This window comes from Streptomyces ficellus (genome assembly GCF_009739905.1).
GTDB lineage: Bacteria > Actinomycetota > Actinomycetes > Streptomycetales > Streptomycetaceae > Streptomyces > Streptomyces ficellus_A.
The window spans coordinates 5,615,710-5,629,706 of sequence record NZ_CP034279.1 but is presented as its reverse complement, the minus strand read 5'-3'; the positions used below and the strand labels follow the sequence as shown (position 1 = coordinate 5,629,706).

The 13,997-nt window shown below is 72.9% G+C and carries 14 protein-coding genes; 7 read left to right on the top strand and 7 right to left on the bottom strand.

Annotated features, from left to right (window positions below; all coding sequences use genetic code 11):
* Window positions 1-39: 39 nt before the first annotated feature.
* The 3 genes from EIZ62_RS25160 to EIZ62_RS25150 all read right to left on the bottom strand — a co-directional run bounded on the left by EIZ62_RS25160 (window position 40) and on the right by EIZ62_RS25150 (window position 3,785).
* Window positions 40-618, bottom strand: a complete 579-nt coding sequence (locus tag EIZ62_RS25160) for a TerD family protein (RefSeq protein ID WP_156694956.1) — start codon at window positions 616-618, stop codon at window positions 40-42.
* Between the two features lie 146 nt (window positions 619-764).
* Complete coding sequence (uvrB, locus tag EIZ62_RS25155) at window positions 765-2,909, bottom strand: excinuclease ABC subunit UvrB (protein ID WP_156694955.1); 2,145 nt, start codon at window positions 2,907-2,909, stop codon at window positions 765-767.
* A gap of 87 nt (window positions 2,910-2,996) precedes the next feature.
* Window positions 2,997-3,785 (bottom strand): MHYT domain-containing protein, encoded by a 789-nt coding sequence (locus EIZ62_RS25150; protein ID WP_156694954.1) that lies wholly within the window; start codon window positions 3,783-3,785, stop codon window positions 2,997-2,999.
* A gap of 278 nt (window positions 3,786-4,063) precedes the next feature.
* On the opposite strand from EIZ62_RS25150, the gene EIZ62_RS25145 reads away from it, so the two are divergent.
* Complete coding sequence (locus EIZ62_RS25145) at window positions 4,064-4,618, top strand: methylated-DNA--[protein]-cysteine S-methyltransferase (protein ID WP_156694953.1); 555 nt, start codon at window positions 4,064-4,066, stop codon at window positions 4,616-4,618.
* Window positions 4,619-4,813: 195 nt separating this feature from the next.
* Window positions 4,814-6,076, top strand: a complete 1,263-nt coding sequence (locus EIZ62_RS25140) for an MFS transporter (protein WP_156696592.1) — start codon at window positions 4,814-4,816, stop codon at window positions 6,074-6,076.
* A 104-nt stretch (window positions 6,077-6,180) separates the two neighbouring features.
* On the opposite strand, the gene EIZ62_RS25135 is transcribed toward EIZ62_RS25140, so the two are convergent.
* Complete coding sequence (locus EIZ62_RS25135; RefSeq protein ID WP_156694952.1) at window positions 6,181-6,537, bottom strand: cupin domain-containing protein; 357 nt, start codon at window positions 6,535-6,537, stop codon at window positions 6,181-6,183.
* Between the two features lie 118 nt (window positions 6,538-6,655).
* On the opposite strand from EIZ62_RS25135, the gene EIZ62_RS25130 reads away from it, so the two are divergent.
* Entirely contained in the window at window positions 6,656-7,564 is a 909-nt protein-coding gene (locus EIZ62_RS25130) for a pseudouridine-5'-phosphate glycosidase (protein ID WP_156694951.1), read from the top strand.
* A complete protein-coding gene (locus EIZ62_RS25125) occupies window positions 7,561-8,454 on the top strand; it encodes a carbohydrate kinase family protein (protein WP_156694950.1) in 894 nt (297 codons plus the stop codon). The genes EIZ62_RS25130 and EIZ62_RS25125 overlap by 4 nt, the downstream gene beginning before the upstream one ends.
* A gap of 378 nt (window positions 8,455-8,832) precedes the next feature.
* Here EIZ62_RS25125 and EIZ62_RS25120 read toward each other — a convergent pair whose 3' ends face one another.
* On the bottom strand, window positions 8,833-9,468 hold the full coding sequence (locus tag EIZ62_RS25120; RefSeq protein WP_156694949.1) for a nucleoside/nucleotide kinase family protein: 636 nt from the start codon (window positions 9,466-9,468) through the stop codon (window positions 8,833-8,835).
* Window positions 9,469-9,537: 69 nt separating this feature from the next.
* Between EIZ62_RS25120 and EIZ62_RS25115 the strand changes: the two genes are divergently transcribed.
* Both EIZ62_RS25115 and EIZ62_RS25110 read left to right on the top strand, forming a co-directional pair.
* Window positions 9,538-10,293 (top strand): SDR family NAD(P)-dependent oxidoreductase, encoded by a 756-nt coding sequence (locus tag EIZ62_RS25115; protein WP_156694948.1) that lies wholly within the window; start codon window positions 9,538-9,540, stop codon window positions 10,291-10,293.
* A gap of 107 nt (window positions 10,294-10,400) precedes the next feature.
* Window positions 10,401-10,805, top strand: a complete 405-nt coding sequence (locus EIZ62_RS25110; protein WP_208828032.1) for a MerR family transcriptional regulator — start codon at window positions 10,401-10,403, stop codon at window positions 10,803-10,805.
* A 31-nt stretch (window positions 10,806-10,836) separates the two neighbouring features.
* On the opposite strand, the gene EIZ62_RS25105 is transcribed toward EIZ62_RS25110, so the two are convergent.
* Entirely contained in the window at window positions 10,837-11,574 is a 738-nt protein-coding gene (locus tag EIZ62_RS25105; protein ID WP_156694946.1) for a winged helix-turn-helix transcriptional regulator, read from the bottom strand.
* Between the two features lie 85 nt (window positions 11,575-11,659).
* Here EIZ62_RS25105 and EIZ62_RS25100 point away from each other — a divergent pair, with 85 nt between their 5' ends.
* Window positions 11,660-12,871: a pyridoxal phosphate-dependent aminotransferase gene (locus tag EIZ62_RS25100; RefSeq protein WP_156694945.1), complete on the top strand. Its 1,212-nt coding sequence runs from the start codon at window positions 11,660-11,662 to the stop codon at window positions 12,869-12,871.
* 386 nt (window positions 12,872-13,257) lie between these two features.
* Here EIZ62_RS25100 and EIZ62_RS25095 read toward each other — a convergent pair whose 3' ends face one another.
* A complete protein-coding gene (locus EIZ62_RS25095) occupies window positions 13,258-13,995 on the bottom strand; it encodes a DUF7873 family protein (protein ID WP_156694944.1) in 738 nt (245 codons plus the stop codon).
* Window positions 13,996-13,997: the final 2 nt, after the last annotated feature.

Sequence of the window (13,997 nt, the reverse complement as noted above, 5' to 3'; positions counted from 1 at the left end):
GTGTGTGCGGCCGGACGCGGTACGCCTCCGGCCGTGCGCCTACAGGTGCGGCAGGATCGACGGCATCAGGTCCTGGAACGTCCGGCCGACGGCCGGGCTGCCCAGGGCCGTCATCTGCCAGCCGGCCCCGGCGCGGTGCACCTTGGCCATGATCTGCGCGGTGTACTGACCGCCACCGTCCAGCGTGTAGCGCGCGAGCTCCTGGCCGTTCGTCTCGTCGACGATGCGGCAGAACGCGTTCTGGACCTCCTGGAACGTCTGGCCGGTGAAGGAGTTCACCGTGAAGACGATCTGATCGATGTGGACCGGGACCCGCTGGAGGTCGACGAGGATCGCCTCGTCGTCGCCGCCCTGCCCAGCGCCGCCGACCAGGTTGTCGCCGGTGTGGCGGACGGATCCGTCGTCGCTGACCAGGTGGCGGAAGAAGACGACGTCCACCGGCTGCTTCTCGGCGAAGAGCACCGCCGAGGCGTCGAGGTCGACCTCACGGGTGCGTGAGCCGAACAGACCGCGGCGCGGCGCCGCCTGCCAGCCGAGCCCCATCCGCACCGCGGTGAGAGTACCCCCGTCGCTCTTCTGCAGGCTGATGGCCTGACCCTTGGTCATGTTGACCGTCACGCGCTGTCCCCTCTCGTTGCGTCCCCCGCGACCGTTGAAGAGTGCGGTTGGGCAGCACCCTACGCAGCGGCCGCGGGGCGGCATCAGATCAGGTCCGCTTTTGTGGCGGTGTTGCAACACACCGGACCCGTCGTGTCGCCGGGGTGTCAGGCGATGCCCGCCTCCCTCATCTGCCGGAGTTCCTTCTTCAACTCGCTGACCTCGTCCCGGAGGCGGGCCGCCACCTCGAACTGCAGCTCCGCGGCCGCCGCCCGCATCCGCTCGGTCATCTCCTCGATGATTCCGGCCAGTTCGGCCGCCGGGCGGTCGCTGACCAGGGCGCCCGTGCCGCCCGCCTTGGCCGCCGCCTTGCCGCCGCCCTGTGCGGGCTTGGAGCCGAGCGAGGGGACGGGGGTCTTGGCGCCCTTGCCGTCCTTGGCCTGGCGGTAGCCCGTGCCGAGCAGCTGCTCGGTGTCGACCTCCTCGCGCGCGATGGTCGCGACGATGTCGTTGATCTTCTTGCGCAGCGGCTGGGGGTCGATGCCGTTGGCCGTGTTGTAGGCGACCTGCTTCTCCCGCCGGCGGTTGGTCTCGTCGATGGCCTTCGCCATGGCCGGGGTGACGGTGTCCGCGTACATGTGGACCTGGCCAGAGACGTTGCGCGCGGCGCGGCCGATCGTCTGGATCAGTGACGTGCCCGAGCGGAGGAAGCCCTGCTTGTCGGCATCCAGGATGGCCACGAGGGAGACCTCGGGGAGGTCGAGGCCCTCACGGAGCAGGTTGATGCCGACCAGGACGTCGTACTCACCGGCCCGCAGTTCGCGCAGCAGCTCGATCCGGCGCAGGGTGTCGACGTCGCTGTGCAGGTAGCGCACCTGGATGCCCAGTTCCAGGAAGTAGTCGGTGAGGTCCTCGGCCATCTTCTTGGTGAGGGTGGTGACCAGGACGCGCTCGTCCCGCTCGGTGCGCAGCCGGATCTCGTGCACCAGGTCGTCGATCTGGCCCTCGGTGGGCTTGACGACGACCTCGGGGTCGACGAGACCGGTGGGGCGGATGATCTGCTCGACGAAGCCGTCGCCCCGGGAGAGCTCGTACTGCCCCGGCGTCGCGGACAGGTAGACGGTCTGGCCGATCCGCTCCTGGAACTCCTCCCACTTGAGGGGGCGGTTGTCGAGGGCGGAGGGGAGCCGGAAGCCGTGGTCGACGAGGGTGCGCTTGCGGGAGGCGTCGCCCTCGTACATGGCGCCGATCTGCGGCACGGTGACGTGGGACTCGTCGATGACGAGCAGGAAGTCCTCGGGGAAGTAGTCGAGGAGGGTGTTGGGCGGGGAGCCCGGCTCACGGTCGTCGAAGTGCATCGAATAGTTCTCGATGCCGGAGCAGGAGCCGATCTGGCGCATCATCTCGATGTCGTACGTGGTGCGCATGCGCAGTCGCTGGGCCTCCAGCAGCTTGCCCTGCTTCTCCAGCTCGGCCAGGCGCACCTCCAGCTCCCGCTCGATGCCGTTGACCGCCCGCTCCATGCGCTCGGGTCCCGCCACGTAGTGGCTGGCCGGGAAGACGTACAGCTCCTGGTCGTCGCTGATGACCTCGCCGGTGAGGGGGTGGAGGGTGGACAGCGCCTCGATCTCGTCGCCGAACATCTCGATCCGGACGGCCAGCTCCTCGTAGACCGGGAAGATCTCGATGGTGTCGCCGCGCACGCGGAAGGTGCCGCGGGCGAAGGCCAGGTCGTTGCGGGTGTACTGGATGTCGACGAAGCGGCGCAGCAGCTGGTCCCGGTCGATCTCCTCGCCCACCTTGAGGGGCACCATCCGGTCCACGTACTCCTGTGGCGTGCCGAGGCCGTAGATGCAGGAGACGGAGGCCACCACGACGACGTCGCGGCGGGTCAGGAGCGAGTTCGTCGCCGAGTGGCGCAGCCGCTCCACCTCCTCGTTGATCGAGGAGTCCTTCTCGATGTAGGTGTCCGACTGCGGGACGTACGCCTCGGGCTGGTAGTAGTCGTAGTACGAGACGAAGTACTCGACCGCGTTGTTCGGCAGGAGCTCGCGGAACTCGTTGGCCAGCTGGGCGGCCAGCGTCTTGTTCGGCGCCATCACCAGGGTGGGGCGCTGGAGCTGTTCGATCATCCAGGCGGTCGTCGCCGACTTGCCGGTGCCGGTCGCGCCGAGGAGGACGACGTCCTTCTCGCCCGCGTTGATACGCCGGGCCAGGTCGGCGATGGCCGTCGGCTGGTCACCGCTGGGCTGGTAGGGACTGACGACCTCGAAGGGCGCCACCGAGCGTTCGATCTTGGAAACGGGCCGCATGAGACCACCGTACGACCCGGCACTGACAGTCGGGGGTCGAGCGGGCTGTCGCGTCAGCGCTCGCGGGCCGTCGGCGGTCGCGGGCCGTCAGCGGTCGCCGGTGCGGCGGGGGACCGCGAGCACGGGACGGCGCCGCCCGCCGTCGCCCGTGACCAGCATCGGGTCGACCATCACCACGTACCCGGCGAGCAGCAGGAACGCCACCGGTCCGACCAGCATCGGGGCGAGGAGCGTGATCGCGGTGTCGCCGCCGCCCGTCAGCGAGCCGTCGTCGTGCAGGTGCACGCTGACGGCGGACATGCCGGTGTAGTGCATGCCGGTGACCGCGGCGCCCATCCCCAGGCCGGCGCCGAGACTGGGCAGGAGCCCGCGCACCGAGACGGCCGCCCACAGCGCCGCGGTCGCCGCGACGACCGCGATCACGACCGAGAGGGCGACGGTGGGGGTGTCGTACTGGAGCCGGCCCGGGAGGCGCATTCCGGCCATGCCGAGGTAGTGCATGGTGGCGATCCCCAGGCCGGTGAGGGTGCCGCCGGTGACCAGGGCCATCGCGGTGGCACCCCGGTGTCCGACGACGAAGAGGCCGATGCCGACCATCACGATCGCCACGGCCAGGCTGGCGAACGTGGTGACGGGGTCGTAGCCGATCGGCGTCTCCTCGACGGTGAAGCCGGTCATGGCGATGAAGTGGGTGGTCCAGATGCCCGAGCCGATGGCGGTGGCACCGAGTACGAGGCAGCCGGGCCTGATACGACCGTGCTCGCGCAGCGACCTGCTCGTGCACCGCAGCCCCAGTGCGCCGCCCAGGCACGCCATGAGAAATGCGGCCACGGGCGTGACCACGCCGTAGCTGAAACCTTCGACCGTGCCCTGCATGCCGCGGTCCGCCCTTCGCTCCGTGTACCTCGCCGTCCGGAAGCCTCGCGACCGTGACGCGGCGCCGGTGGTGCCATGTGTACCCGCTGGTAGGGGGGCGAGGCTACGGCGCACGGGGGCCGGACCCGCACACGCAGGCGATTTGTCGATAATGGCCGGTTACGAGTCGGTGGGGTGCGGGCTCCGTGCGGTGCCGTCTTCTGGCGGCACGGCCGTCGAGGGTGGTCGGCGGGGGACGTCTGCGGGCGTTGTCAGTGGCCGGTCGTACGGTGGTCGACATGGACAGCAAGGGGCGGTTCGACGGGCAGGTCGTGGAGTGGGCCGTCGTCGGCAGCGACATCGGTCCGCTGTTGCTCGCCGCGACGGGCGAGGGACTGGTGAGCGTCGTGTTCCACGCCGACGACGCGGTGCGCGACCGGGCGCTGGAGCGGCTGGCGGGCCGGCTCGGCGCGGAGCTGGTGGAGAGCGCGGCGGGGCGGCTGGCCGAGCCGATACGCAGGCTGGACGCCTACTTCGCGGGCGCGCTGCGGGACTTCGGACTGCCGCTGGACTGGTCGCTGACGGCCGGGTTCAACCGGCAGGTGCTGCGCGAACTGGCCTCCGGTGTGCCGTACGGGACGGTCGTCGGGTACGGGGACCTGGCCGACCGGGTGGGGCAGCCGGGAGCGGCGCAGGCGGTGGGGACCGCGATGGGGTCGAATCCGCTGCCCCTGGTGGTGCCGTGCCATCGCGTGGTGGAGAGCGACGGGGGGATCGGCGGGTTCGGCGGGGGGCTGGAGACCAAGCGCCGGCTGCTCGCCCTGGAGGGAGTGCTGCCGCAGCCGCTGTTCTGAGCCTGTCAGGGAGCGCGGCGGGGCTGGCAGACTGCCGCGGTGACTACCAACCCCGACATACCCGAGGCGCCCGGACCGGTGACGACGTCGACCGCGGGCGCACGGTCGGCGGGCACCCCGTCGGCAGACCCCCGGCCGGCCGGTACGCGCCCTGCGGCTGGCAAGCGCTCTCCGGCCGGGTCCTCGGCTGCCACCGTGCCGGTCGCGGCCGCCGACCTGCCCGCGCTGCGGCGGCGCATCTCGGCCGTCCTGATCGCCAGCCAGATCCTGGGAGGGCTGGGGGTGGCGACCGGGATCGCCCTGGCCTCCGTGCTGGCCCAGGAGGTGAGCGGGACGGAGGCGCTGGCGGGGCTCGCGCCGACCGCCATGGTCGCCGGGACGGCACTGCTGTCCATGCCGCTGGCCGCGCTGATGGCCGCTCGCGGACGGCGGTCCGGGCTGGTCCTGGCGTATGTGATCGGGGCGCTCGGGGCGGGTGTGGTGGTGCTGGCCGCGGTCCTGGGCAACTTCCCGCTGCTGCTGGCCGGCATGGCCGGGTTCGGTGCCGGGTCGTCGGCCAATCTCCAGGCCCGGTTCGCCGCGGCGGACCTGGCCGAGCCGGAGCGGCGGGGGCGGGCCATCTCCACCGTGGTGTGGGCGACCACCATCGGGGCGGTACTGGGCCCCAACATCGCCGCGCCCGCCGGGCGGAGCGTGTCGGGGCTCGGGATACCGCCCACGGCCGGGCCGTTCCTGTGGGCCGCCGGGGTGTTCCTCGTGTCCGCCGCGATGGTCGCGGTCCTGCTGCGGCCCGATCCGCTCCTGACCGCACGGGCGCTCGCGGCCGGGACGGAGGAACCCGGCGGGCCCGAGGGCCGGTCGCTGCGGGCGGGCGTACGGGCGGTGCGGGAGTCGCCACGCGCCCGGCTGGCGCTGGTCACGGTGGCGGTCTCGCACACCGCGATGGTCTCGATCATGTCGATGACGCCGGTGGCCCTCAGCCACCACGGAGCCGGCATCACGCTGATCGGGCTCGTCATCAGCGGTCACATCGCGGGCATGTACGCGTTCTCGCCCGTGATGGGCTGGCTGTCCGACCGGCTGGGCCGGCTTTCGGTGATCGGCCTGGCGGTGGGACTGCTGGCCCTCGCCGCGCTCCTGGCCGGTACGGCCGGGCCGAGCCACGGGCGGACCGCGGCGGGACTGTTCGTGCTCGGCCTCGGCTGGTCGGCCGGGCTGGTCTCCGGGTCGGCGCTGCTGACCGACTCCGTGCCGTCGGCCGCCCGCGCCGCCGTGCAGGGTCTGTCGGACCTGACCATGAACACGGCGGCGGGCGTCGGCGGTGCGGCAGCGGGCCTGATCGTCGCCCAGGCGGGGTACGGCTGGCTGAACGCGGTGGGAGCACTGCTGCTGCTCCCCCTGGCCGCGCTGGCGATCCGCCGCCCGCGCCACACGTCCCAGGAGGCGGTCAAGCGCTGAACCGCGCGGACCGGATCCGGGATCCTGATGGGGAGATCCGGGTGCGGGATCCGGGTGCGGGGATCCGGGTGCGGGAGCCTGGTGCAGGGACGGGCCGCGGGGGCTCAGAGGCTGATGTGGTACGCCTTGCGGAGCGTCTCGTGCACGGTCCAGGTCGTGCGGTCGCCCTCGCGCAGCACGCACGCGTCGCCCGGGCCCAGCTCCAGGGTGTCCCCGCCCTCGACCTCGACGGTCGCGCGTCCGCTGACGACCACGAACAGCTCGTTGGCCTCGGTGTCGGTCACCACGCCGGGCGTGATCTGCCAGATGCCGCGCAGCTGCTTCCCGTCGGCCGATTCCCACAGCACCTTTCCGGTCACCTCCGGGGTGCCGGAGACGATCTGTGCCGGGTCCAGCGGCTCGGGCTCCAGCTCGGCGTCGGGGATGTGCACGGCGAACGAGGGTCGGTCATTGGTCGTCATGGCGGGTGACTGTAGCCGGAGGCCCATGGCGGCACGTCGGCGCGGTACGCGCGTCCCGTCCCGTACGCGGATCCTGGCCGGACGTTTGCGCGGGTCGCCGCCGCGCCAGGGATGGGACATGCCAGAGACCACAGTGACCCTGTCGGAAGAGGTACGGGAGGCGACGGCCGCTGGCCGGCCCGTCGTCGCCCTGGAGTCGACGATCATCGCGCACGGACTCCCCCGCCCGCGGAACCTCGCCGTGGCGGAGGAGCTGGAGGCGCTCGTACGGGCCGGAGGGGCCGTCCCCGCCACCGTCGCCGTGCTGGACGGCGTGGCACGTGTCGGGCTGGACAAGGAGCAGGTCGAGCGGGTCGCGTCCGATCCCGGCATACGCAAGCTCGGCCACCGGGACCTCGCACCGGCCCTGGCGACGGGGGCGAGCGGCGCCACGACGGTGTCCGCGACCGCGTTCCTGGCGGCGCGGGCGGGGATCCGCGTCTTCGCCACCGGAGGTCTCGGCGGGGTCCACCGCGAGTGGGCGCAGACGCAGGACGAGTCGGCGGACCTGCGGCTGCTGGCACAGACCCGGATCGCCGTGGTGTGCGCGGGGGTCAAGTCCATCCTGGACGTGCCCGCGACGCTCCAGCGGCTGGAGACGCTGGGCGTCGGCGTCCTCGGCTACGGGACGGACCACTTCCCCGGCTTCTACCTGGCCTCCTCCGGCGAACGCGTCGACTGGACGGCACGGTCGCCCGAGGAGGTGGCGGCGGTGATACGGGCGCAGGACGCCCTGGGCGGCCCGGACGCGGCGCTGATCGTCGCCAATCCGGTGCCGCAGGACGAGCAACTGGACCCGGAGCTCCACGACCGGGTGCTCGCCCGGGCTCTGGACGAGTGCCGGGAGCGCGGGATCGCGGGGCAGGCCGTGACCCCGTTCCTGCTGGAGTATCTGATGCGGCACACCGACGGGGCGTCCCTGGAGGCCAACCTCGCCGCGGTGCGCGGCAACGTACGGCTGGCGGCCCGCGTCGCGGCGGCCCTGTGAGCGGCGCGCTGCTGGTGATCGGCGACGTGGTCACCGACGTGGTGGCCCGGCACCGTACGCCGCTCGCCCCGGCCACCGACACGGCGGCGGAGATCCGGACGCTGCCGGGCGGTGCGGGGGCGAACGTGGCGTGCTGGGCGGCGCGTTCGGGCTGCGCGGACGTCCGGATCGTGGCCCGGGTGGGTACCGACTGGGCGGCGTGGCACGAGGAGCGGCTGCGGCTGGCGGGCGTGCGGCCGCTGCTCGTACGGGACCCGGGTGCACCGACGGCGACGGTGGTCGCGCTGGTCGACGCGGCCGCCGAGCGGACGTTCCTCACGGACAGCGGCGCCGCGCTCCGGCTCGGCCCCGGCGACTGGTCCCCGGCCCTGCTGGACGGCGTGGCCCACCTCCATCTGTCCGGATACCTCTTCTTCGCGGCGACCAGCCGCGAGACGGCTCGCCTGGCCCTGGCGGCCGCACGGGAACGGGGCGTCCCGGTGAGTGCGGACCCCGCGTCGGCCGGGTTCGTCGCGGAGTTCGGCGTGGACCGGTTCCTCGCCGCGGTCGAGGGCGTCGGCCTGCTGCTTCCCAACGCCGACGAGGCGGCGCTGCTGACGGGCCTCGCCGACCCCGGGGAGGCGGCGGCCGCGCTGAGCCACCGCTTTCCGCTCGTCGCGGTGACGCTCGGCGCGTCGGGCGCGCTGGTGGCCGCGTCGGGGCGGATCGTCGCGCGGGTCGCGGCGCCCCCCGCCCGGGCGGTCGACTCGACGGGCGCGGGTGACGCCTTCACCGGCGCCTACCTGGCGGCCCACCTCGCCGGCGCGTCCCCGACCGCGGCCGCGGAGGCCGGCTGCCGCGCCGGCGCGATGGCGGTCACCGTTCTGGGCGGCCGCCCCGTGGCGGGCTGACGGACGGGCTCCGACCACGCCGCCCGGCCGCGCCCCGACCGCGCCCCGGCCGCCCATTGGGGGCGCGGTAGGGGAAGGGCGGGGTACGGCCGAGCGCCGGTAACCGACCGGGCCGCCGCCGCCCACCACACCTGGCCGCGCCACGGCCGTCCCCTGCCGCCCACCGGGCGCGATACGGGCAAGGCGCGGTACGGCGGGCGCGGTAAGGGCCAGGCGCCGGGTACCGACCGGGCCGCCGCCCACCACGACCAGCCACGGCCGCCCACCGGGCCCCGCCGGGTGCGGTCCGGGCCGTGCGCGGTACCCGTCACCGCCCGCCCCACGACCGACCGGCCGGCCGGCCGACCCTGCGGGGTTACGGCGGCCGACCCTGCGGGGTTACGGCGGGCCGGTCCAGGCCGGGTGGCGGGGGTCGTCGGCGCGGACGACGACGTCGGCGGTGTCGGCCGGGGCGACCTCGGCCTCGTACCGCTCGAAGGCCGGGAGCGTCCACGACCGTTCCGTGCGCCTGGCCAGCGCGCCGGGCGACAGGCGCAGGTGGACCGTGAGGTCGAAGGGGAACCAGTGGCCGAGCAGGAACGGCCCGTGGAGCACCAGCACTCCACCCGGCGCCAGCGTCCGGTACGGGCTGCGGGTCGCCCGGTCGGCGACCGGGTCCCACAGGTCGGGCAGCACCCGGCCGTCGCCCTCCGGCTCCAGTGGTCCGAAGACCTCCCGCCACAGGGCGCCGGTGTCGAACCAGCCGCTGTAGAACGAGTCGGGGTCCTCCTTGCCGTACTCGTACCGCAGTGACGCCGGTCGCAGGAACCCCTCCGTCCCCACCGTCATCACCGCGCGCCCGCGCAGCCGCAGCGCCTGGGCCAGCAGCGCGGCCGGCTCCGCGGGCCGGGCGGCGGGGGCCCCGTCGACGGCGACCTTGAGCCACGGCCCGCCGCCGTCGGCCGGGGTGAGCCCGTCCACGTGCGCCGCGAGCGCGTCGGTGAGGCGTTCCCAGGTGATCGGTTCGAACTTCACGCCCTCATGCTGCCCCAGCGGTGCCCGGAGTTGACCTTGCCATTGGCGGCAGGGTTGAAGGATCGCGCCATGAAGCACACGCAGAACACGGACGTCGTCATCGTCACCGGAGCCGGTACCGGTATCGGCCGGGCCACCGCCAGGGCCTTCGCCGCGCAGGGGGCCCACGTCCTGGCCGTCGGCCGCCGCGCCGAGCCGCTCGCCGAGACGGCGCGCACACACGCGGACACCATCCGGCCGTTCACCGCCGACCTCACCGCCGACGGGGCGGCCGAGCGCATCGTCGGCGCCGCGCTCGACGCGTACGGCCGCCTCGACGTCCTCGTCAACAACGCGGCCGTGGTGGGCGGTGGCCGCCTCGGCACCCACACCCGTGCCTCCATGGCGCTCCAGCTGGACACGAACCTCGTGGCGCCCGTCCTCCTCACGCAGGCCGCGCTGCCCGCCCTGGAGACGGCGAACGGTGTGATCGTGAACGTCACCACCTCGGTCGGGCAGCGTGCCTGGCCCGGCAACGCGGTGTACGCGGCGACCAAGACGGCCCTCGAACTGCTCACCCGCAGCTGGGCCGTCGAACTCGCCCCACGCGGGGTCCGCGTCGTCGCGGTGGCGCCCGGGGCGGTGGAGACGCCGATGGGCGAGCACTCCGGGCTGACCCCCGAGGAGCTGGCCGGCCTGCGTGCCTGGCAGCGGGCGCACACCCCGCTCGGCCGGATCGGGCGCCCCGAGGAGGTCGCGTGGATGATCGCCCGACTGGCGTCGCCCGGTGCCTCCTTCGTCACCGGCGCGGTGGTGCCGGTGGACGGGGGCGCCGTGGTGGCGTGAGGCGCGGATGCCGCCGGAGCGGCGCCGGGAAGCCCGCGGCGCAGCCGGGCCACGCCTCCCGTGGCGCACCTGTGATACCCATGGCCTCCTGGGACGGAGGGGGCACGGTGCGCATCGGGGAACTGGCACGGGTGACGGGCACCTCGGCCCGCGCCCTGCGCCACTACGAGGAACAGGGTCTGCTCTCGTCGACCCGCGCGCCCAACGGCTACCGGGAGTACGACGAGGGCGCCGCCGTCCGCGTACGCAACATCCGCCACCTCCTCGACGCCGGGCTGACCCTGGAGGACGTGGCGGTGTTCGGGGCCTGCCTGGACGGTGACGTGGCGGGTGCCCGGCCTTCGGGGCGCGGCCTGGAGACGGCCCGGGAACGGCTCGCGGTCCTGGACGCCCGGATCGCGGCGCAGACCGAGGCCCGGGACCGGCTCGCGGCGGCGCTCCTGCGTGCCGAACACCTCGCACGGCGCGTGCAGGACACCACCGCGTCCTGTCCCACCACGACGACGACGTGACCAAGGATGCGCTGACCGCCCACCGGGCGGCTCACCCCGCGGCGTCGTCTCCCGCCCGGAAGCCCGCCCGGAAGCCCGCCGGAGCCCCGGCCGGTGCGGGCTCCACCAGCTTGATGCGGCCGGCCGACACCCCTTCCGCGACCGTCAGTTCCCGGCGGGCCAGGGCCACGCAGGTCGACATGTCGGTCAGCAGCCGGACGTCCGGTTCCGGGGAGGCGGGGCCGTCCGTGTACGCAGCACCCGCCACCCCAGCCGCACCCGCCGCCCCAGCCGCACCCGCCGCCCCCTCGGCACCGTCCGGCGCATCCGCCGCGATGCCCAGCCGCAGGTGGAACGCGCCCTCGTCGAGCCGCACTTCGGCCACGCCCGGCCCGAGGCCCGCCGCCTCCAGGGCGTCCAGCAGCGGGATCGCGAACCAGTGCGCGCGCACCGCGTCCGTGGGGCGGGGCTCGTCGAGCGCGGGGGCTCCCCAGGCCGTCAGTGCCCGGAGCACCGGGAGCAACGCCCTTCCCCGTTCCGTCAGTTCGTAGACGTACGCGGACGCGGGCGGGGCCAGCCGGCGGCGTGTCACCAGGTCGTCGCGCTCCATGTCCTTGAGACGCGAGGCGAGCATGTCCGTGCTGACGCCGGGGAGATCGGCGTGCAGGTCGGTGTAGCGGCGCGGCCCCGCGAGCAGCTCGCGGACGATCAGCAGCGTCCAGCGGTCACCGACGGCGTCGAGGGCGCGGGCGGCGGCGCAGTACTGGTCGTAACGTCGTCGTCGTGGCATGCGACGCAGTCTAGACAACTTGTTGGACTTTCCAAGCGCCCACTTGGTAAAACCAAGCAACACCACTTCTGGGAGGTCGTCGCGCATGGAGTTCCGGCAGTCGAGCAAACTCAGCGAGGTCTGCTACGAGATCCGCGGCCCGGTGATCGAGCACGCCAACGCGCTGGAGGAGGCGGGTCACAGCGTCCTTCGGCTCAACACCGGCAACCCCGCCCTCTTCGGGTTCGAGGCGCCCGAGGAGATCGTCCAGGACATGATCCGGATGCTCCCGCAGGCCCACGGCTACACCGACTCCCGCGGCGTCCTCTCCGCCCGCCGGGCCGTCGCCCAGCGCTACCAGGCCCTCGGGCTGCCCGACGTCGGCGTCGACGACGTCTTTCTCGGCAACGGCGTGTCCGAACTCGTGTCGATGGCGGTCCAGGCCCTCCTGGAGAACGGCGACGAAGTCCTCATCCCCGCGCCGGACTTCCCCCTGTGGACCGCCGTCACCACCCTCTCCGGCGGCCGGCCCGTGCACTACCTGTGCGACGAGTCCGCCGACTGGTACCCGGACCTCGACGACATGGCGGCCAAGATCACTGACCGCACCAAGGCCATTGTGATCATCAACCCCAACAACCCCACGGGAGCGGTCTATCCGCGTGAGATCGTCGAGGGCATCCTCGACCTCGCCCGCCGCCACCAGCTGATGGTGTTCGCCGACGAGATCTACGACCAGATCCTCTACGACGGCGCCGTCCACCACACCGCCGCCTCCCTCGCCCCCGACCTCGTCGTCCTGACCTTCTCCGGCCTGTCGAAGACGTACCGCGTCGCCGGCTTCCGCTCCGGCTGGCTCGTCGTCACCGGCCCCAAGCAGCACGCGCGCGACTACCTGGAGGGGCTCACCATGCTCGCCTCCATGCGCCTGTGCGCCAACGCGCCCGCCCAGTACGCCATCCAGGCGGCCCTCGGCGGCCGCCAGTCCATCCACGAGCTGACCGCCCCCGGCGGCCGGCTCCACGAGCAGCGCGACAAGGCGTGGGAGAAGCTCAACGAGATTCCCGGTGTCTCGTGCGTCAAACCGAAGGGAGCGCTGTACGCGTTCCCGCGGCTCGACCCCACGGTGCACCGCATCCACGACGACGAGAAATTCGTCCTCGACCTGCTGCTGCGCGAAAAGATCCAGGTCGTCCAGGGCACCGGCTTCAACTGGCCCCGCCCGGACCACTTCCGCATTCTGACCCTGCCGCACGCCGACGACCTCGACGCGGCGATCAGCCGCATCGGCCGCTTCCTGAGCGGCTACCGCCAGTGACCGGCGTGGCGCGTACCGCCGCCGGAAAAGGAGCGGACCCGGGGGCGTAGCCGGCCCCCGGGCCCTGTGGTTGCCGCCGTCCTTCACTCGCCGGAACCGTTGAGAGCCCGCGTGAGTCTCATAGCGTCGCGTCCTACCTTTGGACCACCGCGCATCGAGCTGCGCGGGCCGGACTTGAACCGGCGTTTCGACGTCCTGGCCCCGGGCCCGGTCGTTCCGGCGATCGGCGGCGCATGCTGAGTCTGGAGCAATAGTCTGAGATTGAGCGCGGTGCCTTACCGGAACCGCTTCATCACGACGAACTTCAGCTTCAGCTTCGCGCTCCTCGCGCACCCCGGCCCTACGGTGCGTACGGCCGGGGAGTCTGTGTGGTGGATCTCCGCAGGCTACCCGAACAGGTAGCCGAACACGGCGTCACCGACGCGCTCGTCGGTGATCTCCGCGCTGTTCGCCTCCTCGCGGGCGAACTTCACCGCCTGCTGGAGCTTGTCCACCCGCTCCAGCAACTCGTTGACGCGCCGCGCGGGCAGCGCGCCGGAGAACTTGACGGTCGTCCAGTAACCGACCGGAATGTCCTCGTAATACACCTCGACCTGCGCCGGGTGCTTGTCGGTCGCCTCCGCCTTCACATGGTTGCGGGGCACCTTCTTCGTCCGCACCGTCCGGACCGGCTCGGTCTTCCACGCGTCGGTCGACGGGTCCTGACTCCAGGACTCGGCCGCGTCCAGCACCGGGAGCTTGCGCACGAAGCCGGCGATGTCCGTCAGCTGCTTCTCCAGGAAGAGGAGGTACGCGACCGGGGCCTGGCTCACCAGGACGCGCCCGTCGACGGTGACGTCCGCGCGTGCCGTGCAGTTCGCCCAGTCCTTGGTGGCGGTGACGTCGAAGAGCCTCGTCAGCGACTTCGCCGTGTCGCGCAGCACGTCCTCGGCCTTGACCTGCACCAGGGTGGACTCGGGCGGCAGCTGCTCACCCTCCTCGTCCTTCGCCTGGTACGTCCGCGAGATGCCGGCGAGCAGCGCGGGCTTCTGCAGCCCGTGGTGCGCGGAGGCCAGGTCCGCCTGCGCCTTCGCCTTGACGCCCTTCTCAACGGCGATGATCTGATTGAGTCTTGTCGTTGCCACGG

Excerpts from the sequence above, each read along its gene's own strand:
- EIZ62_RS25145 (WP_156694953.1), top strand. The coding sequence starts at position 4,064 with ATGGACAGCAAGGGGCGGTTCGACGGGCAGGTCGTGGAGTGGGCCGTC.
- EIZ62_RS25100 (WP_156694945.1), top strand. The coding sequence starts at position 11,660 with ATGGAGTTCCGGCAGTCGAGCAAACTCAGCGAGGTCTGCTACGAGATC.
- EIZ62_RS25135 (WP_156694952.1), bottom strand. The coding sequence starts at position 6,537 with ATGACGACCAATGACCGACCCTCGTTCGCCGTGCACATCCCCGACGCC.
- uvrB (WP_156694955.1), bottom strand. The coding sequence starts at position 2,909 with ATGCGGCCCGTTTCCAAGATCGAACGCTCGGTGGCGCCCTTCGAGGTC.
- EIZ62_RS25150 (WP_156694954.1), bottom strand. The coding sequence starts at position 3,785 with ATGCAGGGCACGGTCGAAGGTTTCAGCTACGGCGTGGTCACGCCCGTG.
- EIZ62_RS25105 (WP_156694946.1), bottom strand. The coding sequence starts at position 11,574 with ATGCCACGACGACGACGTTACGACCAGTACTGCGCCGCCGCCCGCGCC.
- EIZ62_RS25115 (WP_156694948.1), top strand. The coding sequence starts at position 9,538 with ATGAAGCACACGCAGAACACGGACGTCGTCATCGTCACCGGAGCCGGT.
- EIZ62_RS25130 (WP_156694951.1), top strand. The coding sequence starts at position 6,656 with ATGCCAGAGACCACAGTGACCCTGTCGGAAGAGGTACGGGAGGCGACG.